The organism is Bradyrhizobium sp. 25ACV (assembly GCF_054863005.1).
Genome location: NZ_JAVAYO010000001.1, coordinates 275,185 through 298,677, shown reverse-complemented (window position 1 = coordinate 298,677; position 23,493 = coordinate 275,185). Strand labels below are relative to the sequence as shown.

Sequence of the window (23,493 nt, the reverse complement as noted above, 5' to 3'; positions counted from 1 at the left end):
CGTCCTGAGCCAGCGCTTGCGGCGGAGGCCCGTCTCACGTGCCCGGCCGCGACACCTCCGTCTCCTTGCTGGTGATGAACTCCAGCAGCACCGGAACGCCTTCCTTCGTCTTCTGGATGCCGCGTTTGATCGCGGGGATGATGTCCTCTGGCCTCGTCACCCGCTCGCCATAGCCGCCGAAGGCGCGCGCCATCGCGGCATAGTCGCCGGAGATGTCGGTCGAGCGATATTTTTCGGTCGAGACCGGCATCACCTTCAGCTCGATCGCCATCGAGAAATTGTTCAAGAGGATCGACATGATCGGGATGCGCTCGCGCACCGCGGTCTCGAAATCCATGCCGGTGAAGCCGATCGCCGCATCGCCCCAGACATTGATGCAGAGCTGGTCGGGTTTTGCGAGTTTCGCTCCCATCGCAAGGCCCAAGCCGTAGCCGAGTTGCGTCGTCTTGCCCCAGCCGAGATAGGTGAGGGGTTTTACCGATTTCCAGAACGGCGAGAGCTGGTCGCGCGGACTGCCGGCATCGTGCGTGATGATGGTGTTCTCGATGTCGACGGTGTGTTGGAGATCCCACAGCACGCGATAGGGGCTCAGCGGCGCGTCGTTGCTGGTGAGCTTCGGCGTCCATTTCGCCAGCCACTCCTTGTGCGAGGCCGCGATCTCCGCCGCGACCGCGGAGGCATCACGGTCCGCGGTGACGGACTTGCCGATCTCCTCGAGCAGGGCATCGAGCACGAGGCCGGCATCACCGACGAGGCCAATCTTCGCTTCCACATCCTTGTTGAGATGATTGGGATCGAGCGTGGAATGGATGATGGTCTTGCCCTTCGGCATCGCAATGCCGAAATTGGTCTCGGTGAAGGAGCAGCCGATGCCGAAGATGATTTCGGCCTCTGCAAGGAATTTTGGCACCGCGCGCGGCACCGCAAGACCGCCCGAGCCGAGCGAGAGCGGATGCGTTTCCGGAAACGCCGATTTGCCCCCTAAGCTGGTGGTGACGGGGATCGCCAGCCGCTCCGCGAGCCGCTTCAGCTGCGGCCAGGCCTGCGCGTAATGCACGCCCTGGCCGGCATAGATCACCGCACGCTTGGCGTTGACGAGCAGGCCGGCTGCTTCCTTCACATGCACGGGGTCGGCGCCGTAGCGGGTGCGCAGCACCGGCGTGTAGTCGAGCGGCTCCGGCACCTCCTCGTTCCACATGTCCGAGGGAATCTCGACGATGACGGGACCACCGCGGCCGTTCTTCAGTTTTGTGAAGGCGCGGCGGAAGATGTTGGCGACCTCGGCCGCCAGGATGATCGGCTCCGACGATTTCGCGAACGGCTTCATCGCTTCGCTGGAATTGAAGTTCGGCTCGACATGCGCAAGCCGGCGTTGATAGCCCATCGGCAGCACCAGCACGGGAACGGATTCGCCAAAGCACTGCGCGACGCCGCCCATCGCATTCTCCGCGCCGGGTCCATGCTGCATGCAGAACGCGCCGATGCTGCGCCCCGACGTCACCCGCGAGATCGCATCCGCCATGTGAATGCCGACGCGCTCCTGCCGCACCATCACCGGGCGGATCTCGGCCTTGGCCGCATGCTCGATCAGATGGTTGACCGGATAGCCGCAGAGGATCTCGATTCCCTCGCGCCTCATGATTTCCGCAATGGCGGTGCCGAGCTTCATGGCGTCTCTCTCCCTGGGCAGGCCGGTTGGTCCGGCGATTAAGGGGAGAGGATCAGGAAATTGGGGGAGGGTAAAGTGCGGGACGCGAAGGAGACGGTAGGTCAGCCATGCGCTCGGGCTGCGGGAAGCGCCGTCCTACTTGCAGTTCCGACAGATCATCAGCTTGCGTTTCAACGCCTCGTCTTCCTGATCGATCAATTCCTGAGCCGAGTTGCCTTTCGTATCCGGATTGGACTTGTCCGGATTGACCTTGGCGCCCTTTGCGGCACGCGACGTGATCGGTCGCGTCGTCGGACCCGGAGTGTCATTGTCGTCACTGGTGGCACGGAAGCCGTCATAGTCGGCGGCAGAATTCGGCGCTTGTGGAAGTCCGCCAGTCGCGGGTGCCGGTAACATCCTGTCCGACGCTGCCGGGGAATTTTTGGCATTCGCCCGTGGCGGCGATGCCTTGGGCGGAGCAAGCGAAACCGGCGGCGCGGTCTGTCCCCTCGCGCTGTCCTGAGACCAGACGCCGACAAACAAGAGGCTGAGTGCCAGGAGCGTCACGCTTCTCATCCGCATCCTTCACCAGCTCCGGTCCGTCGATTGACAGCATGGCTCGTCGAGCCACGCCGTGCCGAAGACTATCAGGACTCATATGACGGTCAAAGCGCTACGATCGCTTGTGTTGCCCGACAGGCAAAACACACCAGCGGTAGGTCTATGACTGTACGTCAAAATATTCGTATTTACAGAAATTCCGATTTGACGTACAACCTGCGCCATCCCGCCCGCCACAAGGGGCGTTTCGCGATCGTCACGGGACGCGGGTCGGGATGCGGTGGCCGCGACGGCGTCGGCGCGTCATGTTGGTTGCAGGGCGGAAATCCCGTGAGCAGCGGCAGGCGCGATACGACACGGCGCTGACAGCGTCCTTGTTCGGCCCCGTCGGCGAGCGCACGCCAGCCGTCGGGAATGCGGATGGGGATGTGCGCGGACGGAGAAGTCGTGTGGTCCTGACGCCCGGGGTCTGTGCGTCAAGGCTTGCGGTGATGTGGCGGCCCGACCGGGCGCGTGCATCAGCCATCTGCAAGGCGACGGGGGCAATAGTGCATCGCTCCCCGGGGAGAGCACGAAGGACACCGTGAAAACCATCGCGCAGGGAAGGCCGGGCGACCGGCATCACCTGTCGTCCACCCCGTGCGCGTTCTCTAGCACACGCGGGACTTCGGGTGCCAGCCGGCGCCCGGCCTTCCTTGCGCCCTTGCTTTTAAGGGGCGGAAGAAGACAGCAAAGCTCGGGCAAGACACGCCGCGAGAACGCGAAGGTGTGTCGGCAGATGAAATGCAAGTCGGTAGAGCGACGTCATCTCTCCACACTCCGTCATTGCGAGCGAAGCTCATCATGGCAAGCGCGCCGGTCCGGAGATGATGCGAAGGGGGAGGGAATGCATCGGCGATATCGCCGATGTTGGCCTGGTTCGTTCAACCCCGGCCGTTACTTGATCGCCGAACTGATCGAGTTGAATTTGTTGTTGAGGAGCGCGCCGCCCGTGTTGTTCACGACGGTCACGATCGCGAGCGCAATGCCGGCGGCGATCAGGCAGTACTCGATCGCGGTTGCGCCGTTCTCATCGGCGAGGAACGACCTGAGCAGACGCATTGCCAACTCCCGTTCATCCGATCCAACGTATGCTCGCGTCGTCATCGGACTTGCAAAAGGATCGAATAAGTATTCATGCGCGCCAAATGAATTAAGCCCCGGCGAACGCGCCCCTGCTCATACGACGGCATTCATTAAATTAAGGTTCTATCGATCCGTCCAAATGGATTCATACCGGCAGGGCTCCGCCGGGCTGCGCGGGCGTGGCGCCCGTCAGGGCGCGATGGTGCGGCCGCTTAACCAATTGTTGAGCCTGTTCGTCAACGGGCCGGCGAGGACACCATGGCGCTCATTCGCGCCGGTCGTCCGCATTCAGCGCTCGCAACATCGCGATGCGGGCGAACATCACCCAGCCGCCGCCCGTCTCGGCCGCATTGATCAAGGTCTCGATGGCGGTTTGCCAGCGCGGCTCGTGCTGGACGTCCTCGGGCAGCCGCATGATGTAGTCGGCCGCCTCCTGAAGCGACAGCAGTTGGCGCTTGTTGCTCACGCGAACGGGATCGTCGAACGCCGTCGACCAGGGCATGTCAGGCCGCCTGATCGGCGAGGGGTGGCATCACGGCGCAATCGCGGGGGGATGCGGCTAGCCGGCCTTCTTCGCCCGAGCAGGCGCGCGCGCCGGCTTGTCTGCCTTCTTGGAAGTTTCCCTGGTCGCTTCCCTGGTCGCCGTCTTCGCAGCAGCGTCCTTGCCGCCTTTGCCGGCGATCGGCAGCAGCATCTCGCGCTGGCCCGCGACGCGCTTCTTCGGCTTCTTGGCTTTCGCGGTCTCCTTGGCGACCTTCGCCGCAGGCGCGGCGTCCTTCTCGTTCGCGATGCTCTTCTTCAGCGCGTCCATCAAGTTGATGACGTTGCCGCCGCTCTTCGGCGCGGCCTTGGCGGTGATCGGGGCGCCGCTGCGCTTCTTGTTGATGAGATCGATCAGCGCGGTCTCGTAATGGTCCTCGAACAGCTCGGGCTCGAATGCGCCGGACTTCTTCTCGACGATATGCTTGGCGAGGTCGAGCATGTCCCTGGTCAGCTTCACGTCCTGGATGTCGTCGAAATACTCGGTCTCGCTGCGGACCTCATAGGGATAGCGCAGCAGCGTGCCCATCAGCCCGCTTTCCAGCGGCTCGAGCGCGATGATGTGCTCGCGGTTGGTCAGCACCACGCGGCCGATCGCGACCTTGTCCATGCTGCGGATGGTCTCGCGGATCACCGCATAGGCGTCATGGCCGACCTTGCCGTCGGGCACGAGATAATAGGGGCGGATCAGATAGCGGTTGTCGATGTCGGCCTTCGGCACGAACTCGTCGATATCGATCGTGTGGGTCGAATCGAGCGCGATGTCGTCAAGCTCGTCCTTGGTGACCTCGATATAGGTGTCGGTGTCGACCTTGTAGCCCTTGACGATGTCCTCGGAGGTCACCTCGTCGCCGGTCTCGGCGTCGACCTTGAGATACTTGATCCGGTGGCCGGTCTTGCGGTTGATCTGGTTGAAAGAGACCTTCTCGGTATCCGAAGTGGCCGGATAGAGCGCGACCGGACAGGTCACGAGCGATAAACGCAGAAAACCCTTCCAATTGGCGCGGGGGGCCATGGGCTACTCCAAACGCAACAAGGACAGACTTACGAGGATACCATCGGGAAACAGCGAATCATAGCAAGGCCGGGCGTTGAATCTTCCAACTGCGTTAATCGGCCATAGGGCGTGGGGTTGCTGTCCCGATCGGGTGGCAAAAGCCGGAACATCATATCGGATCGGGCGTTGGCTCCGCATACACGGCTGCGAGGAGGTCGCGGTCATCGGAGGCGACACGCAGAGATTGAGGGCATCATGGCAACTACGCGAGAGCAGCGTCAGATCGTCGAAACACCAACCGAGGCGCGTCAGGGCGAACCTGGGCCGTCAGTTGCCGCATTGCTCGCCATCTCGACCGGGCTTGCGATCCTGATCCTCGCCGTCATCTGGTTCGTGTTCTTCCGGACCTGACCGCCGAATTCACGGGAGGGGGCGGACCTTCCGACCTGCCGCGGGACGCGGCACACTGCGCCCGCCATGTTGCCGGCTCGTCCGGTCGCATGGCGGGCGCAGTCGCATCGGCTGCTGACCTATCGTATATGACCAAAAAGTAACGCGCCCGGTTCCCCGCGTTCATATTCAGTTCACGCCGGAATTGCTCATCTGGTGCGGTGTTGATGCGGCCTATGTCTGGAGAGAAGCGTGCGCCTGCTCGTTGTTGAGGACGACCCCGATCTCAATCGCCAGCTCACCAAGGCGTTGACCGACGCCGGCTATGTCGTCGATCGCGCCTTCGACGGAGAGGAGGGGCACTATCTCGGCGATAACGAGCCGTATGATGCCGTCGTGCTCGACATCGGCCTGCCGAAGAAGGACGGCATCTCGGTGCTGGAGGCCTGGCGCCGCAACGGCCGCACCATGCCGGTCCTGATCCTCACCGCACGCGACCGCTGGAGCGACAAGGTGCAGGGCTTCGATGCCGGCGCCGACGACTATGTCGCAAAGCCGTTCCATTTGGAGGAGGTGCTGGCGCGCATCCGCGCGCTGCTGCGCCGCTCGACCGGCCATGCCCAGAGCGAGCTCAGCTGCGGCCCCGTCACGCTCGACACCAGGACCGGCCGGGTCAGCGTGTCAGGCAATCCCGTCAAGATGACCTCACACGAATATCGGCTTCTGGCCTACCTGATGCACCATTCCGGCCGGGTGGTCTCGCGCACCGAGCTGGTCGAGCACCTCTACGACCAGGATTTCGACCGCGACTCGAATACGATCGAGGTGTTCGTCGGCCGCATCCGCAAGAAGCTCGACGTCGACATCATCCAGACCGTCCGCGGCCTCGGCTATCTCCTGACCCCGCCGGCCGCCTGACGCGTTCCGGGGCTTGACGGGCAGCCTGACAGGGGCCTTGGTCCGGGACATGAGTTCTGACGCCCGCCACCCTGCGCCTTCCCGGATCATTCCGATGGCCGCTAGTTCGCTTGCGACCCGCCTGTTCCTGTCGGCGACCGCCTGGCTCGTGGTGATCCTGGCCATCACCGGCGTGGTGCTGTCGTCGGTCTACAAGAACGCCACCGAGCGCGCCTTCGACCGCCGGCTCAATCTCTATCTCCGCACGCTGATCGCGGAGGTCGCCACCCCCGACGAGCCGCCCGACCGCCAGTTCCAGTCGCTCGGTGAGCCGCTGTTCGAGCTGCCGCTGTCGGGCTGGTACTGGCAGATCACGCGGACCGACACCGAAAAGCCGGAGGTGCGCTCCTCGCGCTCGCTCTGGGACAAGAAGCTGCCGAAGCTGGAAGAGCAGAGCACCGAGCTCACCGCCGCCGGCATCCGGCTGGCCTATGTCGACGGCCCCGAGGGGCAGAATCTGCGCATGGTCGAGCGTCCCGTCGATCTCGGCGCCGACGGTAAGTTTCTGGTCAGCGTCGCCGGCGACGATACCGAGATTTTCGACGAGACGCGCAGTTTCGACTATTATCTCGGCGGCACCTTCACCGCGCTCGGCATCGTGCTGCTGCTGACGACCGTGTTCCAGGTCCGCTTCGGCCTCGCACCGCTCAAGCGCATCTCGGAATCGATCGCCGACATCCGCTCCGGGCGGGCGGAGCGGCTCGAGGGCGAATTCCCGGTCGAGATCGCGCCGCTGGCGCGCGAGACCAACGCGCTGATCGATGCCAATCGCGAGATCGTCGAGCGCGCGCGCACCCATGTCGGCAATCTCGCCCACGCGATCAAGACGCCGCTCTCGGTCATCGTCAACGAGGCCGGCGCCCACATCACCGATCCCTTCGCGGCCAAGGTGATGGAGCAGGCGGATGTGATGCGCGACCAGGTCGCTCATCACCTGGAGCGCGCGCGCATCGCCGCGCGGGTCTCGGTGGTCGCGACCGTGACGGAGGTGGCGCCTGCCATCGAAGCGCTGCGGCGGACCATGGAGAAGATCCATCGCGATCGCGGCATCTTGGTCGAGGCCAAGGCCGACCCGTCGGCAAGATTTCGCGGCGAGCGGCAGGATCTGGAAGAGATGGTCGGCAATCTCGTCGACAATGCCTGCAAATGGGCGGCCTCGCGCGTCTTCATCGAGGTCCTGGTGGAGCCGCCGCACCAGGCGGGGGTGGGCCCGCGGCTGCGGATCATCGTCGATGACGACGGCCGCGGCCTGTCGGAAGCCGAGCGTGCGCAGGTCTCGCGGCGCGGCCAGCGGCTCGACGAGTCCAAGCCCGGCTCGGGGCTGGGGCTGTCGATCGTGACCGACCTCGCCGCGCTCTATGGCGGCAGCCTCACGCTCGGTGGTGCGCCGACCGGCGGCCTGCGCGCCGAACTGGTCCTTCCGGGTGTATAATCCATTGTTCCGACGAGGTTATTCGTCCTCGCTGGACGCCCGGCCGCAGCAAACCGGCGGGATTCGGTCCGACTTCCTAAACGGCTTCTTAAGTGGGGGGCCCCTATGATCGCGCCGGACCCATCCCATGTCCGCCATTTTACCGTGCATTACCCGGGCGCATGAGCCAGACATCGATCGAGCGGCTGAGGGAATATCTCGCGCAGCTCCCGCCGCAGGCGCAGGCGCTGCTGATGCGGGAGTTCGAGCGCGCGCTCGAGCGCGGCCAGGACACGGCTGTCGCGACCCTCGTGCTCGAGCAGTTGCGCAAGATCGTCCGCAAGTCCGAAGCTGATGAGGCCCCGCCACCGCGCACGGACGATCTGTCGCGGCTGTTGTTCCAGGCGCTGGAACCGTTCCTGATCGAGGGCGGCGTCCCGCTGCGGGTCGGCCAGATCCGCCGCACCTCGCTCCAGCCGATCTGGCAATGGCTCGGCCGCGACGGCGCACCGGACAAGGTGAACGAGTTCGAGGCCGCGCTGGCGCGGATGCCCCCCGATAGCGCGGGGCAGGTCGAGGCCCTCGCGCAGAAGCTCCAGGGGGTGGCTGCGGATGCCATTTTCGAGCTGACCGGTCCTGGCGGCGGCGACAAATCGCGCGCGCTGGCCCGGGTCGGCGCACCCAACGTGATCGAGGACCTCTATTCGATCGGAGCGGTGCTTCAGGTCCGGGAGGCCATCGCCGGCTTGAACGAGAAGCTGCCGCGCACTCTGCGCGCTTTCGGCGATCCCCAGATCGCCTCGGTGACGTCGACGCTCAACATTCCGGTCCTTCAGACCCCGCAAATGCTGCCCTTCGCGCTGTCGATCGTGGTGCAGCGGATGACCGCGCCGTGGCAGATCATCCGCCTCGCCATCAAGATTGCCGCGTCCGACGACGAGATCCGCGTCGCGGCGACGCCTTACGGTGTTGCCGTCACGATCGCGCTGCACGATCTGTCCTGCGTTGCCGCCACCCTGCGCATGGACATCAAGCGCGGCCATTTCGACAACGTTGCCGGCAACCTCAAGGCGCTGCACGACGGCGTGCGCGGCCTGCGCACCGAGCTCGACCTGCGCAACGATTCCGCCTGGGGCAAGCAACTGACCTCGATCCGGGCCGACATCTCCAATGCGCTGCAATCCGAGATCGACAGCGTTCCCGGCCGCGTTCGCCGCATCCTGCGCCAGCGCCCCGAGAAAGACATTCCGCCGGGCGCGCGGATCGACAGCACCGAGGTGGAGGAAACGGCGGCGCTGATCGATTTCGTCGCGACCTGCCGCAATTATGCGAGCGAGCTTGCGATCAACGAGGTGACGCTGCGGACCTATTCCGACCTCCAGCAATATGTCGAACGCTCGACCGAGCAATTGGTGCAGTCGCTGCGCGCCGCCGATCACAAGGTGCGCATCTATCGGCAGCAGCAGGTGCAGGCCGCGATTCGCTTCTGCCAGGTGCTGTTTGGCGATGATTACGCCTCGTTGATGAGCCGGGCCGCGGAGAACGCAGCGACCGGCGAGCGCAAATCGTCGCGCGCAAGCTAACCCAAGCGCATATTTTCGTGATCACAATTTGTGGTTGACGGTGCCAGTGGTGCGCCGTACGGTCCCCGTGCAAGTCCGGGGAACTTCTATTTGTGGGCGCATGAAACCCGTAATCAGCTCCATCGAAATTGAGAACCGCATCATTGTTGCCAAGTATCAAAGACTGATGGTCGGTGCCAAAGTGGTGCTGGTCGAGAAGGCAAGCGGTCGGCGACTGTCGGAGACGATCACGAGGGTTGCATCCCCGGTTCCGGTCGGTGCGCTGCGCATCAGATTGCCGGACGCAGTCAGGCCGGGAACATACTTCCTGAGGGCCTTCAACGGCCACGGTGAGGACGCCGCGCGAAGTACGGACTTCGAGATCGGCTAAGCCGTTGGATTTTCACCGTTTCGAGACCGTGCGCGGTCGCGCCAAATTGACAATTGTCAATTGCCGCATCGTCCGGCCGTGGTGTAAAGCCACCTATGGGCGCGGTTCGTGCGCTGCCGGAAGCTTGCCTGATGACGCTATGGTTCGTGTTCGCGCTGATGACGGTCGCGGCGATTTTCGCCGTGCTCTGGCCGCTTGGCCGCAATGGACGCGCGCAAGACCAGGGCAGCGAGGTCGCGGTTTACAAGGACCAGTTGGCCGAGATCGAGCGTGATCTCGCCGCAGGCTTGATTCCTGCGCCGGACGCCGAGGCTGCGCGCGTCGAGATCAGCCGCAGGCTGCTCGCTGCGGCCGCCAGCGAGCCCGCCATGGCGCCGAAATCGAATCTCAAATGGCGCCGCGCGGCGGCCGTGCTGGCGCTCGCCGGCCTGCCGCTCGTTGCGATTGGCATTTACATGCCACTCGGCTCGCCCCGGCTTCAGGACTTTCCCCTGGCGCAGCGCGAGCGGGGATCCGGGTCCGGCGTCGCGCAGTCGCTCGAGAATCTCGTCGTGCAGGTCCAGCAGCATCTGGAGAAGAATCCGACCGACGGGCGCGGCTGGAATGTGCTCGCGCCGGTGTTGGAGCGGCTTGGCCGTTTCGACGATGCGGTGCGCGCCTATCGCAACTCGCTCACCTATAATGGCGAGAGCGCGGAGCGCCGGTCCGATCTCGGCGAAGCGATCTCGGCTGCGGCCGGCGGTGTGGTGACCGTCGAGGCCAAGGCGGAGTTCGAGCGTGCACAGGCCCTGAACGCGGACGATCCCAAGGCGAACTACTTCCTGGGCCTTGCCGCCGAGCAGGACGGCCGCAAGGACGATGCAGCCACGATCTGGCGCGCGCTGCTTGCGAAAGCGCCTGCGGATGCGCCGTGGCGTGCCCTGGTGCAGTCCTCGCTGGTGCGGGTCGGTGGCGGAACGATGCCGGCGCTGTCGGACGAGACGATTGCTGCGTCCAAGGATATGGCCGAAGGCGATCGCAACGCGATGGTGCGCGGCATGGTCGATCGTCTGGCCACCCGGTTGAAGCAGAACGGCGACGACGTCGATGGATGGCTGCGCCTGGTGCGCGCCTATCTCGTGATGGGCGAGCGGGACAAGGCCATGGGGGCATCGGCCGATGCCCGGCAGGCGGTTGCCAGCGACGCCGAGAGGCTGCGCCAGCTCAACGAAGGCCTCAGGACTCTCGGGTTCGGCGGATGACGATGTCGGAACGAGACGAGCGGAGAACGGATACGCCATGACGCGCAAGCAGCGACGTATGACCATCATCGGCGGCTCGCTCGCCGTGCTCGCGCTCGCGGCCGCGCTGGTGCTCAACGCACTTCGCGACTCCATCGTGTTCTTCTCGACGCCGACCATGGTCGCCGAGAAGCACGTCGAGCCAGGCAAGCGGTTTCGCCTCGGCGGACTGGTGCAGCCGGGCTCGCTCCAGCGCGGCGACAATCTCGCGGTGACCTTCGAGGTTGCCGACGGCAATGCCAAGCTGCCGGTGGCCTATAAGGGCATCCTGCCCGATCTATTCCGCGAGGGGCAGGGCGTCGTCGCCGAGGGCGCGCTCGACGCCCATGGCGTGTTCAAGGCCGATACGGTGCTTGCCAAGCACGACGAGACCTACATGCCCAAGGACGTCGCCGATGCCCTGAAGAAGCAGGGGCACTGGAAGGACGATTACGGCGGCAAGCCTTCTGACGGCGGCAAGACGTCCGACGCGGGCACGCCCGCGGCGACGACCGCGCAGGGCAATCCGCAGGGAGCAATGCGGTGATCGCAGAATCCGGACATTACGCGCTGGTGCTGGCGCTTGGGCTCGCACTGATCCAGTCAATTGTGCCCCTGATCGGCGCACGCCTGAACGATGTCGCGCTGATGAATGTGGCGCGCTCCACGGCGCTGGCGCAGCTGCTGTTCGTCGGTGCTTCGTTCGTCGCTCTCGTGATGCTGCACGTGAACTCGGACTTCTCGGTCGCCAACGTTTACGAGAACTCCCACTCGATGAAGCCGCTGCTCTACAAGATCACCGGCGTGTGGGGAAACCATGAAGGCTCAATGCTGTTGTGGGTGTCGATCCTCGCGCTGTTCGGCGGGCTCGTTGCAGCGTTCGGTAACAATCTGCCGCTGTCGCTGCGCGCGCACGTGCTCGCCGTGCAGGCCTGGGTCGCCAGCGCCTTCTATCTGTTCATCCTCGTGACGTCGAACCCGTTCCTGCGCATCGCCACTCCGCCGATCGAGGGGCGCGATCTCAATCCGGTGCTCCAGGACATCGGCCTCGCCGTGCATCCGCCGATGCTCTATCTTGGCTATGTCGGCTTCTCGATCTCGTTCTCCTTTGCGATCGCGGCGCTGATGGAGGGCCGGATCGATGCGGCCTGGGCGCGCTGGGTGCGGCCGTGGACGCTGGTCGCCTGGATCTTCCTGACGCTCGGCATCGCCATGGGCTCGTACTGGGCCTATTACGAGCTCGGCTGGGGCGGCTGGTGGTTCTGGGATCCGGTCGAGAACGCCTCGCTGATGCCGTGGCTCTCCGGCACGGCGCTGCTCCATTCGGCCCTGGTGATGGAGAAGCGCAACGCGCTGAAGGTCTGGACCATCCTGCTCTCGATCCTGACCTTCTCGCTGTCGCTGCTCGGCACCTTCCTGGTACGTTCGGGCGTCATCACCTCGGTGCACGCCTTCGCCACCGATCCCACCCGCGGCGTGTTCATTCTGCTGATCCTCTGCCTGTTCATCGGCGGCAGCCTGTCCCTGTTCGCGGGCCGCGCCACCTCGTTGAAGCAGGGCGGCCTGTTCGCGCCGATCTCGCGCGAGGGGGCGCTGGTGCTGAACAACCTGCTGCTCACGGTCGCTTGCGCGGTCGTGCTGTTCGGCACGCTCTATCCGCTCGCGATGGAAATGCTCGCCGACTTCAAGATGTCGGTCGGCGCGCCCTTCTACAACCTCACCTTCGCGCCGCTGTTTACGCTGTTGCTGCTTGCCGTGCCGTTCGGGCCGATGCTGGCGTGGAAGCGCGGCGATCTGCTCGGCGTGACGCAGCGCCTGCTCGCGGCGGGCGTCGCCGGGCTCGTCGCCGTCGCCATCGCCTGGGGCTGGGCGAGCGGGGGCAGCACGCTGGCGCCGCTCGCGATCGGGCTTGGCATCTTCGTCATCGGCGGCGCGGTCACCGACATCGTCGAGCGGACCGGCCTCGTGCGGCTGCCGTTCGCAACGGTGCTGCACCGGGCGCGCGGCATGCCGCGCTCGGCCTGGGGCACGGCGTTCGCGCATGCCGGCCTCGGCGTCGCGCTGATCGGGATCGTCTGCGAAACCACCTGGAACAGCGAATATATCGCGACCATGAAGCAGAACGACGTCGCCCAGATCGCCGGCTTCGACGTGAAGCTCGACGGATTGCTGCAGCGTCAGGGCCCGAACTACCGCGAGATGATCGCCGAGTTCAACGTCAGCCTCGATGGCAAGCCGCTCAGCGTCATGACGCCCTCCAAGCGCAGCTTCACCACCCGCGGCTCCTCGACCACCGAGGCCGCGCTGCTGACGCGCGGCGCGAGCCAGCTCTATATTTCGCTCGGCGAGGCCAATGCCGAGGGCGCCATCGCCGTGCGTATCTATTACAAGCCGATGGTGCTCATGATCTGGTGGGGGCCGGTGCTGATGGCGTTCGGTGGCGTGCTGTCGCTGTCCGACCGGCGCCTGCGGGTCGGCGCGCCGAAGCCGGCGCGGGCCAAGCAGCGCCTCCAGCCGGCGGAGTGATCCGATGCGCCGGATGATGGCCGCGTTCGTCCTGCTGTTGCTGCTGGCCTTGCCTGCGGCCCACGCCGTGCAGCCCGACGAGATCATGCCGGATCCCGCCAAGGAAGCCCGCGCGCGCGAGCTGTCGCGCGAGCTGCGCTGCATGGTCTGCCAGAACCAGTCGATCGACGATTCCGATGCGCCGCTGGCGCGCGACCTGCGGCTCCTGGTGCGCGAGCGCATCGGCGCCGGCGACAGCAACTCGCAGGTGCTCGACTTCCTGGTCGCGCGGTATGGCGAGTTCGTGCTGCTGAAACCACGCTTCGAACGTCAGACCCTGCTGCTGTGGCTGCTCGGGCCGCTGCTTCTGATCGGCGGTGGCCTGGCGCTGTGGCTGCAAATCCGGCGTCGCTCGCGGAGTGGTGCAGACGTACCTGCTCCGCCGCTCACTGCGGACGAACAGGCGCGGCTCGCCGCGTTGATGTCCGATGATGCGAAGTCGTCCTAGCCTACGTAATGATACTTAGGCCGCTTGGCGCAGCTTGCTTCATGCTCTGTTGACCTTTGTCTGGAAGCTTGTCGCAAGATTCGATTCCAGCCTTTGAGTCCCCCGATGTTCGCGAACAGCAATCTGACGATCCGCTTCCTGGTCGGCGCCGTCGTCGCTGCATTATTGTTTCTGTTGGGCATCGGCGGCGGCACCGGCTTCATCGCGGTGCTCTATCTCAACAACGAGGTCACCAGCCTGTCGGCGGACTTCGCCGCGCTGAGCGGCCCCGCGCGCGACCATGCCATGCAGATCTACCAGCAGGCGCAGACCGCGTTCTCCTATTTCCTGATGGCCTGCGGCGTGATCGCCGTCGTCGCCGTCGCAATCTGCCTCACCACCTGGTTCGCCGTGCGCAACGGCATCCTCAGTCCGCTGGCCGCGATCGTGCACGCCATGCGCGAGGTCGCCGACCAGAAATTCCAGACATCGGTTCCGGGACTCGGCCGCACCAACGAGATCGGCCTGCTCGCCGGTGCGCTGGAGGTCTTCAAGACCAACGGGCTCGAGCGGCGCCACCTCACCGAGCAGCAGCTGCGTGAAGCCCAGCACCAGGCCGAGCGGTCGAAATTCCTGGACGACCGGATCAAGCGCTTCAACGACCTCGTCGCCAGCGTCGTCGACAGCGTGGCCTCATCGGCCGTGCATCTGAAGAGCAACGCCGAGACGCTGTCGCGGACCGCCAACGACACCAGCACCAAGGCCAATGCGGTCGCGAGCGCCGCGAGCCAGGCCAGCGCCAGCGTGCAGACGGTCGCAGGTTCTGCCGAGGAGATGACGAACTCGATCGGCACGATCAGCCGCCGCGTCACCGACGCGACCCAGCGCGCCGAGGGCGCGGCGTCCCAGGCGGAGAAGAGCCGCGACACCATCCACACGCTGTCGGATGCCGCCGACAAGATCGGCGAGGTCGTGCAGCTCGTGCAGGCGATCGCATCGCAGACCAATCTACTGGCGCTGAACGCCACCATCGAGGCGGCGCGGGCAGGGGAGGCCGGCAAGGGGTTTGCGGTGGTCGCCTCCGAGGTGAAGAATCTGGCGCATCAGACCAGCAAGGCGACGGAGGAGATCACCTCTCATGTCGCCAGCATTCAGGGCATCACCGCGGAGACGCGCGGCGCGATCGACGGCATTTCCAAGACGCTGTCGGAGATCTCGTCCATCATGTCCGGCATCGAGGTCGATACCGCCCAGCAGCGCAACGCGACGCAGGAGATCACGCGCAGCGCCCAGAACGCCGCGCACGGAACCCTCGACGTCTCCAAACATATCGTCCAGATCACCTCGACCTCCGCACAGACCGGCCGCATGGCCGCCGAGGCGCGGGATTCCGCGGTCGACCTGTCGCAGCAGGCCGCGACCCTGAAGCGCGAGGTCGACGAGTTCATCGTCAGCGTCAGGGCAAGCTGAGCGCGCCCAAAACGCGCCTGCGACGCCATCACGGGAACTCGGTTAAGTTCCTGTGAGACCACAATTTTCGGTCTGCGCTGAACTGCCGCATCAAACCCGCGCCTTCATTACAAAAGTTTAACCCCGCCGCCAGCGCACGGTAAGGCGGGAGCCCCCATCTTCAGGACCGTAAGGTGCCGCCATCGGGCACCAAATGGATTTCAAGGCCCTGGAGATCTCCGCATGACCGACCGTCCCGACCTCTCGAACCTTCCGTCCTACCGGCAGCCGCGCCGGTCGGTGTTTTCCGCGCGCAAGTTCGCGCTGATGGCCTCGGTCGTCGCCGGTCTCGGCGCGGCCGTCTATGGCTTCAGCCCCTCGACCTCGCCGGCCGACCTGTTCTCGAGCCCGGCGCATGCGCAGGTCAACAACGAGGTCCGCAAGGTCGAACGCCCGGTCGGTTTCGCCGACATCGTCGAGCGTGTGAAGCCGTCGGTGATCTCGGTGAAGGTCAACATCAAGGAGAAGACCGCGAGCAACGACGACGGCGATGATTCGTCCTCGCCATTCCAGCCGGGCTCGCCGATGGAGCGCTTCTTCCGCCGCTTCGGCGGTCCGGATGGTTTTCCGGGCCTGAAGGGTGGCCGTGGCCGCGTCGTGCAGGGCCAGGGCTCCGGCTTCTTCATCTCGGCTGACGGCTTTGCCGTGACCAACAACCACGTGGTCGACGGCGCCGACAAGGTCGAGGTCACCACCGATGACGGCAAGACCTACACCGCCAAGGTGATCGGCACCGACCAGCGCACCGACCTCGCTTTGATCAAGGTCGAGGGCAGCTCGAACTTCCCGTTCGCCAAGCTCGCCGACGCCAAGCCGCGCATCGGCGACTGGGTGCTCGCGGTCGGCAATCCCTTCGGTCTCGGCGGCACCGTGACCGCCGGCATCGTCTCGGCGAGCGGCCGCGACATCGGCAACGGTCCGTATGACGATTTCATCCAGATCGACGCGCCCGTGAACAAGGGCAATTCCGGCGGTCCCGCTTTCGACACCAACGGCGAGGTGATGGGCGTCAACACCGCGATCTACTCGCCCTCCGGCGGCAGCGTCGGCATCGCGTTCTCGATTCCGGCGAGCACCGTCAAGAGCGTGGTCGCCCAGCTCAAGGACAAGGGCTCGGTCAGCCGCGGCTGGATCGGCGTGCAGATTCAGCCTGTCACCTCCGACATCGCCGACAGCCTCGGCATGAAGAAGGCTGAAGGCGCGCTGGTGGCGGAACCTCAGGCCAACGGTCCGGCCGCGAAGGCCGGCATCGAGTCCGGTGACGTGATCACCGCGGTCAACGGGGAGTCCGTCAAGGATGCCCGCGAGCTTGCCCGCACCATCGGCGGCATGGCGCCCGGCGCGACCGTGAAGCTCAACGTGCTGCACAAGGGGCAGGACAAGGTCGTGAACATGACGCTCGGCCAGCTGCCGAACACGGTCGAGGCCAAAGCCGACAACGACAATGACAGCGGCAAGGGTGCGAGCAAGGGCACCGACGTGCCCAAGCTCGGCATGACCGTTGCCCCCGCCAACTCGGTGGCCGGCGCCGGCAAGGAAGGCGTCGTGGTCACCGAAGTCGATCCGAAGAGCGCCGCGGCCGAGCGCGGCTTCAAGGAAGGCGACGTGATTCTCGAAGTCGGCGGCAAGAGCGTGGCCACCGCCGGCGAAGTCCGCGACGCCATCAACATGGCGCGGACCGACAACAAGAACAGCGTCCTGATGCGCGTGAAGAGCGGCGGCCAGTCGCGCTTCGTCGCGGTGCCCCTCGCCAAGGGCTGAGGCTTCAGGAGGCCTACAAGATGAAGGGTGTCGCCGGCATCAGTCGCCCCCGCCGACGGCGCCCTTCGGGGAAGCAGCGCAACGTTCGCTTCCCCTCTCTACCTTCCGGTGGAATTACGCCCCCCTCCGTCGGAAGGCCTAGGGCGGTGAAGTCCCCCCAGCTTCACCGCCCGCCTTTTTCTCGATGCCAGAGTCTCCCACTCGGCTTGCATGCGATTGCCGCTCGCGCCATGTTTAGAGAAGGTTGACCTCCTTGACCGCCGCCGAACGCACGATGCGCCTCCTCATCATTGAAGACGACCGCGAATCCGCCGACTACCTCGTGAAGGCGTTTCGCGAGGTCGGACACATTGCCGACCACGCCGCCGACGGCGAGGAAGGCCTCGCCATGGCCGAGAACGGCGATTACGACGTACTGGTGGTCGACCGCATGCTGCCCAAGCGCGACGGCCTGTCGCTGATCGGTGCACTGCGCGACCAGGATAACACCACGCCGGTGTTGATCCTGTCCGCGCTCGGACAGGTCGACGACCGCATCAAGGGCCTGCGCGCCGGCGGCGACGACTATCTGCCAAAGCCCTATTCCTTCGCCGAGCTGCTGGCCCGGGTCGAGGTGCTGTCGCGCCGCCGCGGGGGACCTGCCGAGGACACGCTCTACCGCGTCGGCGATCTCGAGCTCGACCGGCTCTCCCATCGCGTCGCCCGCGGCAAGGACGAACTGACGCTGCAGCCGCGCGAATTCCGCCTGCTCGAATATCTGATGAAGCATGCCGGCCAGGTGGTGACGCGCACGATGCTGCTCGAGAACGTCTGGGACTATCATTTCGATCCGCAGACCAACGTGATCGACGTGCACATTTCGCGGCTGCGCTCCAAGATCGACAAGGGCTTCGAGCGGCCGCTGCTGCACACGATCCGCGGCGCCGGGTACATGATCCGTGACGGCATTCGGTAAACTCGTCCGCACCACGGCGTTCCGGCTGACGCTGGTCTATCTGCTGCTGTTCGCGATGTTCGCGGCCTCGCTGCTGGCCTATTTCGCCTGGAATACGCGGCGGCTGATCACCGAGGAAATCACGCAGACGGTCAATGCCGAGACCTCGGAGATCTCCGAAATCTACGGCCGTCGCGGCCTGCGCGGCCTGGTGCTTGCGATCGAATATCGGGCGCTGCGCCCGGGCGCCAACCTCTATCTCGTGACGACGCCGACAGGGCAGGCGATCGCCGGCAATGTCGGCTCGCTGGCGCCGGGCGTAATGGCGACACGTGGCTGGTCGGAGACGGCCTACCGGCGCATCGAGGACGCCGATGACCGCGACCATCGTGCGCTCGTGCGCGTCACCGAACTGGAAAATGGTTTCCGGCTCCTGATCGGCCGCGACCTCGCCGAGCGGCGTCGCCTGTTCGGCATCGTCGCCAAGGCGGCGCAATGGTCGATCCTGATCGTCGTCGTGCTCGGTCTCGGCGGCGGCATCTTCGTCGCGCGCCGCGTGCTGAGGCGCATCGACGCCATGACCGGGACCGCGCAGCGCATCATGACCGGCGATCTCAGCGGGCGTCTACCGGTGGGGCGCAGCGGCGACGAGCTCGACCGCCTCGCGGAAAATCTCAATGCCATGCTGGAGCGGATCGAGGCGCTGATGGCTGGCTTGAAGGAAGTCTCCGACAACATCGCCCACGACCTCAAGACGCCGCTGACGCGCTTGCGCAACCGCGCCGAGGAAGCGCTGGCGAAATCGGGCTGCGAAGCCGATTACCGAGCGGCGCTGGAGCGAACCATCGAGGAATCCGACGGGCTGATCCGCACCTTCAACGCGCTGCTGATGATCGCGCGCGCGGAGTCCGGGCAGGCGCGCGGCAACATGGATAATTTCGATGCGGCCGATGTCGCAAACGGCATCCACGAGCTCTACGAGCCACTGGCCGAGGACGACGGCATGACCTTGAAGGTCAAGGCCGAGCCGACGCCCGTTCACGCCAATCGCGAGTTGATCAGCCAGGCGCTCGCCAATCTGGTCGAGAATGCGATCAAATACGGCAAGCCGGTCGCGCAGACCGGCGGAACCGTGGTCAGCATGGACGCGAGGCCGATCACAATCGAGGCCAGACGCGACGGCGACAAGGTGCTGCTCAGCGTCACCGATCGCGGTCCCGGCATCCCCGAGGCCGACCGCGCGCATGCTGTCGAACGATTCGTACGCCTGGAAGCGAGCCGCACGCTGCCGGGCTCGGGCCTTGGTCTCAGCCTCGCCTCGGCTGTTGCGACATTGCACGGCGGTGAGTTGAAATTGGGCGATGCCCAGCCCGGTCTCGTCGCCACGCTGGTGCTGCCCGCGCGCGCCGGGGCCGGCGACAGGGTTGCTCCGCCAATACCGGATGTGCCACAGAAGGTGGCATGAACCACTCCGCGCCGGGAAACGCGGACAAGCATGGTGAGAGGCTTGCCGCACGCTTCGCGGAGGCTCCCCATATTGCCGCTTCCACAACCGACGAACAACGTCTTGAAAGCTGGCTGTCCGAACTCGAGCCGGCCCAATCGGCGCGTCTCGACACGCTGCTGGCGCAGCCCTTCGCCCGGAACATCTTGGCCGGGATCGCGGAATTCTCGCCCTATCTGTTCGATCTGGTGCGCGCCGATGCCTTGCGCCTGATCCGGCTGCTCGAATGCGATCCGGATGCGCACCTTTCGGCACTGATCGCGGAGGCGAGAGGCGCGGTGCTCGCGGCCCCTGACGAGGCCGGGGTGATGCGACTGCTCCGCCGCATGAAGGCTGAGGCCGCGCTCCTGACTGCCTTGTGCGACATTGGCGGGGTCTGGCCGGTGATGCGGGTGACGGCGGCGCTGACCGATGTCGCGGTGTCCTCGGTGCAGGCGGCGCTCCAGTACCTGCTGCGGCAGGAAGCCGCACGTGGGAAGATCTCACCGCCCAATCCCGAAGCGCCCGAGGAAGGCTGCGGGCTGATCGTGCTCGCCATGGGCAAGATGGGTGCGGGCGAGCTGAACTATTCCAGCGATATCGATCTCATCGTGTTCTTCGATCCTGATGCCACGACGCTCGCGCCCGATATCGAGCCGCAGCCGTTCTTCGTCCGGGTCACGCAGGGGATGGCGCGCATCCTGCAGCAGCGCACCTATGACGGCTACGTCTTCCGCGTCGATCTGCGCCTGAGGCCCGATCCGTCCTCGACCCAGGTCGCGATCTCCAGGGACGCCGCGCTGAACTACTATGAGCGGGAAGGGCGCACCTGGGAGCGCGCGGCGATGATCAAGGCGCGTGCTTGCGCCGGCGATTCCAGCGCGGGCGAAGCGTTGCTCGCCGAGATCGCGCCCTTCGTCTGGCGCAAGCATCTCGACTTCGCCGCGCTCGCCGACGTCCACGACATGAAGCGGCAGATGCAGACCTATCGCGGCCAGAGCGAGGTCGCGGTGGAAGGGCACAATGTCAAGGTCGGCCGCGGCGGCATCCGCGAGATCGAGTTTTTCGCCCAGACCCAGCAATTGATCGCCGGCGGCCGCCATCCGGAATTGCGGGTGCGGCCGACGCTGAGGGCGCTCGACATTCTCGCGTCCAGCAACTGGATCACGGTTGCGGCGCGCGACGAGCTGACCGTTGCGTATGAATTCCTGCGCCGGGTCGAGCATCGCCTGCAGATGATCGCCGACGAGCAGACCCACGCGCTGCCCGAAGACAAGGACGCAGTCGAGCGCTTTGCGCGCTTCTTCGGCTATGCGGATCGCGAGGCCTTCGCGGGCGAGCTGCTGCGACAGCTCAAGATCGTGCAGGGACACTACGAAAAACTGTTCGAGGGCGACGATCCGACCGGCACGGCAAAACTGCCGGCGCTCGACTACAGTGCGGGTCCCGACGATCCGCGCCTGCTCCAGCATCTGGCGGCGCTCGGCTTCAAGAAGCCGGCCGCGGTCGCGCAGACGGTGCGCGACTGGATCACCGGCGACTATCGCGTGTTCCGCAATGAGGCGACGCGCAGCGCCTTCGTCGAGTTCGTGCCGGCCCTGATCGACGGTCTCGCCCATGCCGAGGAGCCGGATCGCGCCGTCGTGGCGTTCGATCAATTCCTTGGCGCGCTCCAGCGTGGCGGCCGGCTCATCACGCTGCTCGGCCAGAACCGCGATCTCGTCGCGCTCGTGGCGCTGGTGCTGGGCGCGGCGCCCCGGCTCGGCGAGATGCTGGCGCGGCAGCCGCAGCTCATGGACGGCCTGATTGATCCGCGCTTCTTCGGCGCCATGCCGGACAGGCAGGAATTGTCGGGACGGCTCGCGACCACGGTGCATGACGCCGGCTCGTACGAAGAGTTCCTCGACCGGCTGCGCCTGTTCGGGCAGGAGAGCCTGTTCCTTATCGGCACGCGCATCCTGTCCGGCACCGTCTCGGCGCAGCATGCCGGCACGGCCTTTGCCGATGTCGCCGAAGGCATCGTCCATACCGTGCACGGTCTTGTCGCCGATCGCTTCGCCGCCCAGCACGGCCGGATCAAGGCGCAGGAGACCGCGATCATCGCGATGGGCCGGCTCGGCAGCCGCGAGATGACGGCGTCGTCCGATCTCGACCTGATCCTGCTCTACGATTTCGACAGCGACAGTCCGGACTCGGACGGAGCGAAGTCGCTTCAGGGCGCGCACTACTTCGCACGCTTCACCCAGCGCCTGATCAGCGCGTTCACGACGCGCACCAATTACGGCGTGCTCTACGAGATCGACATGCGGCTGCGTCCGTCGGGGCGCGCCGGCCCCGTGGCCTCGAGCCTCGTCTCGTTCGCGGATTACCAGGCCAACGAGGCATGGACCTGGGAGCACATGGCGCTGACGCGGGCGCGCGTGGTGTCGGCTTCGCCCCAATTCCGGGAACGGATCGAGCGCGTCATCCGCGATGTCCTGACCCGCCGCCGGGATCGCGTGATCATCGCCAACGACGTCGCCGACATGCGGCGGGCGATCGCGCAGGAGAAGGGCGAGACCGACTACTGGGATCTCAAATATGCCGCCGGCGGCATGATCGACATCGACTTCATCGCGCAGTATCTGCAGCTCGTGCACGCGCACGATAAGCCGGAGATTCTCGACGTCAGCACGATGCAGGTGCTCGACAATGCATGCAGGCTCAGCGTCCTCCCGCAATCCGAGACCGAGATATTACGTGCCGCGGCGCGGCTCTATCACGATCTGACGCAGATCCTGCGGCTTTGCGTCAGCGACCGCTTCAAGCCCGAAACCGCCGGCACGGATCTGCAGCGCGTCATGGCGCGCGCCGGCGATGCGCCGGACTTCTCGTCCCTGGAGGCACGCGTGAAGGAGACGCAGGGCGAGGTGCGGCGCGTGTTCAGGGCGCTGCTGGAAGGGACGTAGCCTTCAACGAGCTGAGCGCCGCGCGGACGTCAGGCTCCAGGCCCGCGCCGCCGGCGTCGAGATGGGCGAAGATCGCGCGCTTCATCCGGGGATCCCAGAACTTCTTGATGTGCTCGGCAATCCCCGACACGGCCTTGTCGTGGCCCTGGCTCTGGAAGAACTTGCCGATCTGGTTGGCCATGTAGATCAGGCGGTCAGGCGACATCGGCAACCTCCGTGGCATGGCGAGCGGCGACCCGGCTGCCGTGCGTAAATATCTCGAACCCGTCCTGGCGGGCAATGGCGATCAGCGTGATGCCTGCGGCCTCCGCCGTGCGTACTGCGAGTGCGGTGGGCGCGGACACCGCGACCATCACCGGCGCGCCGATCGCGGCGGTCTTTTGCACCATCTCGACCGAGACGCGGCTCGTCAGCAGCACCATGCCGCCGTTTGCATCCGTGCGGCTGCGCGCCAGCGCGCCGGCGAGCTTGTCCAGCGCATTGTGGCGGCCGACATCCTCGCGCAGCGCGACGATGTTGCCGGCAGGCGACCAGAACGCGGCGGCGTGAACGGCGCGGGTTTGCAGATTGATCGATTGCAGCGGCGCGATGGCCTGCATCGCCGTCATGATCTGCTCGGGCGTGAAGGTCTGCCCGTGCGGCACGACCGCCGCGGGTCGCACGGCTTCGGCAATGGATTCGATGCCGCAGATGCCGCAGCCGGTGGGACCGGCGATGTGACGCCGCCGCTCGCTGATCAGTGCCGCATCTTCCGGTGCAAGCCACATCCTGAGCTCAATGCCGTCGTCGAGGCGAACGATGTCGAGTGACTTGATGTCGTCGACCGACTTGATGATGCCTTCGTCGAGACTGAAGCCGACGGCAAAATCTTCCAGGTTCTGCGGCGTCCCCATCATGACGGCATAGGTGCCGCCATTATAGGTCAGCGCCAGCGGCGTCTCCTCCGGGATCAGCCGCACGCCCTCCGACGCGACACCGTCGCGCCAGGTTTCTCGGTCGATGGCCTGGACCGGCACGTGCATGCG

General features: G+C 65.6%; 21 protein-coding genes. 14 read left to right on the top strand and 7 right to left on the bottom strand.

What is annotated here, in order from left to right:
- Positions 1 to 34: 34 nt before the first annotated feature.
- From RAD04_RS01270 to ku, 5 genes are all read right to left on the bottom strand, one after another.
- Entirely contained in the window at positions 35 to 1,690 is a 1,656-nt protein-coding gene (locus RAD04_RS01270; protein WP_461622693.1) for a thiamine pyrophosphate-requiring protein, read from the bottom strand.
- Positions 1,691 to 1,804: 114 nt separating this feature from the next.
- The gene (locus RAD04_RS01265) at positions 1,805 to 2,224 is read right to left on the bottom strand and encodes a hypothetical protein (protein WP_461622305.1); all 420 of its coding nucleotides are present in this window, start codon (positions 2,222 to 2,224) and stop codon (positions 1,805 to 1,807) included.
- Positions 2,225 to 3,145: 921 nt separating this feature from the next.
- On the bottom strand, positions 3,146 to 3,310 hold the full coding sequence (locus RAD04_RS01260; RefSeq protein WP_461622304.1) for a Flp family type IVb pilin: 165 nt from the start codon (positions 3,308 to 3,310) through the stop codon (positions 3,146 to 3,148).
- A gap of 289 nt (positions 3,311 to 3,599) precedes the next feature.
- Complete coding sequence (locus tag RAD04_RS01255; protein ID WP_461622303.1) at positions 3,600 to 3,836, bottom strand: hypothetical protein; 237 nt, start codon at positions 3,834 to 3,836, stop codon at positions 3,600 to 3,602.
- A 57-nt stretch (positions 3,837 to 3,893) separates the two neighbouring features.
- On the bottom strand, positions 3,894 to 4,889 hold the full coding sequence (gene ku / locus RAD04_RS01250; RefSeq protein ID WP_461622302.1) for a non-homologous end joining protein Ku: 996 nt from the start codon (positions 4,887 to 4,889) through the stop codon (positions 3,894 to 3,896).
- A 237-nt stretch (positions 4,890 to 5,126) separates the two neighbouring features.
- Here ku and RAD04_RS01245 point away from each other — a divergent pair, with 237 nt between their 5' ends.
- The 14 genes from RAD04_RS01245 (at position 5,127) to RAD04_RS01180 (ending at position 22,468) form a co-directional block, all read left to right on the top strand.
- Complete coding sequence (locus RAD04_RS01245) at positions 5,127 to 5,282, top strand: hypothetical protein (RefSeq protein ID WP_018315820.1); 156 nt, start codon at positions 5,127 to 5,129, stop codon at positions 5,280 to 5,282.
- A gap of 231 nt (positions 5,283 to 5,513) precedes the next feature.
- The gene (locus tag RAD04_RS01240) at positions 5,514 to 6,179 is read left to right on the top strand and encodes a response regulator transcription factor (protein WP_018315821.1); all 666 of its coding nucleotides are present in this window, start codon (positions 5,514 to 5,516) and stop codon (positions 6,177 to 6,179) included.
- 94 nt (positions 6,180 to 6,273) lie between these two features.
- A complete protein-coding gene (locus RAD04_RS01235) occupies positions 6,274 to 7,650 on the top strand; it encodes an ATP-binding protein (RefSeq protein ID WP_461622301.1) in 1,377 nt (458 codons plus the stop codon).
- Between the two features lie 161 nt (positions 7,651 to 7,811).
- Positions 7,812 to 9,212, top strand: coding sequence for a hypothetical protein (locus RAD04_RS01230; RefSeq protein ID WP_461622300.1), 1,401 nt, complete (start codon positions 7,812 to 7,814; stop codon positions 9,210 to 9,212).
- Positions 9,213 to 9,312: 100 nt separating this feature from the next.
- Positions 9,313 to 9,582, top strand: coding sequence for a hypothetical protein (locus RAD04_RS01225; protein WP_461622299.1), 270 nt, complete (start codon positions 9,313 to 9,315; stop codon positions 9,580 to 9,582).
- A 131-nt stretch (positions 9,583 to 9,713) separates the two neighbouring features.
- A complete protein-coding gene (gene ccmI / locus RAD04_RS01220) occupies positions 9,714 to 10,823 on the top strand; it encodes a c-type cytochrome biogenesis protein CcmI (protein WP_461619171.1) in 1,110 nt (369 codons plus the stop codon).
- A gap of 37 nt (positions 10,824 to 10,860) precedes the next feature.
- The gene (gene ccmE, locus RAD04_RS01215) at positions 10,861 to 11,388 is read left to right on the top strand and encodes a cytochrome c maturation protein CcmE (protein ID WP_461622298.1); all 528 of its coding nucleotides are present in this window, start codon (positions 10,861 to 10,863) and stop codon (positions 11,386 to 11,388) included.
- Positions 11,385 to 13,367, top strand: a complete 1,983-nt coding sequence (locus tag RAD04_RS01210) for a heme lyase CcmF/NrfE family subunit (RefSeq protein WP_461622297.1) — start codon at positions 11,385 to 11,387, stop codon at positions 13,365 to 13,367. The genes ccmE and RAD04_RS01210 overlap by 4 nt, the downstream gene beginning before the upstream one ends.
- 4 nt (positions 13,368 to 13,371) lie before the next feature.
- Entirely contained in the window at positions 13,372 to 13,854 is a 483-nt protein-coding gene (locus tag RAD04_RS01205) for a cytochrome c-type biogenesis protein (RefSeq protein ID WP_461622296.1), read from the top strand.
- A 105-nt stretch (positions 13,855 to 13,959) separates the two neighbouring features.
- Positions 13,960 to 15,303, top strand: a complete 1,344-nt coding sequence (locus tag RAD04_RS01200) for a methyl-accepting chemotaxis protein (protein ID WP_461622295.1) — start codon at positions 13,960 to 13,962, stop codon at positions 15,301 to 15,303.
- Positions 15,304 to 15,525: 222 nt separating this feature from the next.
- Entirely contained in the window at positions 15,526 to 17,103 is a 1,578-nt protein-coding gene (locus tag RAD04_RS01195) for a Do family serine endopeptidase (RefSeq protein WP_038970595.1), read from the top strand.
- Positions 17,104 to 17,377: 274 nt separating this feature from the next.
- Complete coding sequence (locus RAD04_RS01190) at positions 17,378 to 18,058, top strand: response regulator transcription factor (RefSeq protein ID WP_038947105.1); 681 nt, start codon at positions 17,378 to 17,380, stop codon at positions 18,056 to 18,058.
- Positions 18,042 to 19,502, top strand: a complete 1,461-nt coding sequence (locus RAD04_RS01185) for a sensor histidine kinase (protein ID WP_461622294.1) — start codon at positions 18,042 to 18,044, stop codon at positions 19,500 to 19,502. The genes RAD04_RS01190 and RAD04_RS01185 overlap by 17 nt, the downstream gene beginning before the upstream one ends.
- Positions 19,499 to 22,468, top strand: a complete 2,970-nt coding sequence (locus tag RAD04_RS01180) for a bifunctional [glutamine synthetase] adenylyltransferase/[glutamine synthetase]-adenylyl-L-tyrosine phosphorylase (RefSeq protein WP_461622293.1) — start codon at positions 19,499 to 19,501, stop codon at positions 22,466 to 22,468. The genes RAD04_RS01185 and RAD04_RS01180 overlap by 4 nt, the downstream gene beginning before the upstream one ends.
- Here the strand turns inward: RAD04_RS01180 and RAD04_RS01175 are convergent.
- Both RAD04_RS01175 and fdhD read right to left on the bottom strand, forming a co-directional pair.
- Positions 22,443 to 22,673: a formate dehydrogenase subunit delta gene (locus RAD04_RS01175; RefSeq protein ID WP_461622292.1), complete on the bottom strand. Its 231-nt coding sequence runs from the start codon at positions 22,671 to 22,673 to the stop codon at positions 22,443 to 22,445. The two genes, RAD04_RS01180 and RAD04_RS01175, sit on opposite strands and share 26 nt — an antisense overlap.
- Complete coding sequence (gene fdhD, locus RAD04_RS01170; RefSeq protein ID WP_461622291.1) at positions 22,663 to 23,490, bottom strand: formate dehydrogenase accessory sulfurtransferase FdhD; 828 nt, start codon at positions 23,488 to 23,490, stop codon at positions 22,663 to 22,665. Before fdhD ends, RAD04_RS01175 begins: the two co-directional genes overlap by 11 nt.
- Positions 23,491 to 23,493: the final 3 nt, after the last annotated feature.

Excerpts from the sequence above, each read along its gene's own strand:
- RAD04_RS01265 (WP_461622305.1), bottom strand. The coding sequence starts at position 2,224 with ATGAGAAGCGTGACGCTCCTGGCACTCAGCCTCTTGTTTGTCGGCGTC.
- RAD04_RS01260 (WP_461622304.1), bottom strand. The coding sequence starts at position 3,310 with ATGCGTCTGCTCAGGTCGTTCCTCGCCGATGAGAACGGCGCAACCGCG.
- RAD04_RS01255 (WP_461622303.1), bottom strand. The coding sequence starts at position 3,836 with ATGCCCTGGTCGACGGCGTTCGACGATCCCGTTCGCGTGAGCAACAAG.
- ku (WP_461622302.1), bottom strand. The coding sequence starts at position 4,889 with ATGGCCCCCCGCGCCAATTGGAAGGGTTTTCTGCGTTTATCGCTCGTG.
- RAD04_RS01245 (WP_018315820.1), top strand. The coding sequence starts at position 5,127 with ATGGCAACTACGCGAGAGCAGCGTCAGATCGTCGAAACACCAACCGAG.
- RAD04_RS01235 (WP_461622301.1), top strand. The coding sequence starts at position 6,274 with ATGGCCGCTAGTTCGCTTGCGACCCGCCTGTTCCTGTCGGCGACCGCC.
- RAD04_RS01230 (WP_461622300.1), top strand. The coding sequence starts at position 7,812 with ATGAGCCAGACATCGATCGAGCGGCTGAGGGAATATCTCGCGCAGCTC.
- RAD04_RS01225 (WP_461622299.1), top strand. The coding sequence starts at position 9,313 with ATGAAACCCGTAATCAGCTCCATCGAAATTGAGAACCGCATCATTGTT.
- ccmI (WP_461619171.1), top strand. The coding sequence starts at position 9,714 with ATGACGCTATGGTTCGTGTTCGCGCTGATGACGGTCGCGGCGATTTTC.
- ccmE (WP_461622298.1), top strand. The coding sequence starts at position 10,861 with ATGACGCGCAAGCAGCGACGTATGACCATCATCGGCGGCTCGCTCGCC.
- RAD04_RS01205 (WP_461622296.1), top strand. The coding sequence starts at position 13,372 with ATGCGCCGGATGATGGCCGCGTTCGTCCTGCTGTTGCTGCTGGCCTTG.
- RAD04_RS01200 (WP_461622295.1), top strand. The coding sequence starts at position 13,960 with ATGTTCGCGAACAGCAATCTGACGATCCGCTTCCTGGTCGGCGCCGTC.
- RAD04_RS01195 (WP_038970595.1), top strand. The coding sequence starts at position 15,526 with ATGACCGACCGTCCCGACCTCTCGAACCTTCCGTCCTACCGGCAGCCG.
- RAD04_RS01190 (WP_038947105.1), top strand. The coding sequence starts at position 17,378 with ATGCGCCTCCTCATCATTGAAGACGACCGCGAATCCGCCGACTACCTC.
- RAD04_RS01180 (WP_461622293.1), top strand. The coding sequence starts at position 19,499 with ATGAACCACTCCGCGCCGGGAAACGCGGACAAGCATGGTGAGAGGCTT.
- RAD04_RS01175 (WP_461622292.1), bottom strand. The coding sequence starts at position 22,673 with ATGTCGCCTGACCGCCTGATCTACATGGCCAACCAGATCGGCAAGTTC.
- fdhD (WP_461622291.1), bottom strand. The coding sequence starts at position 23,490 with ATGCACGTGCCGGTCCAGGCCATCGACCGAGAAACCTGGCGCGACGGT.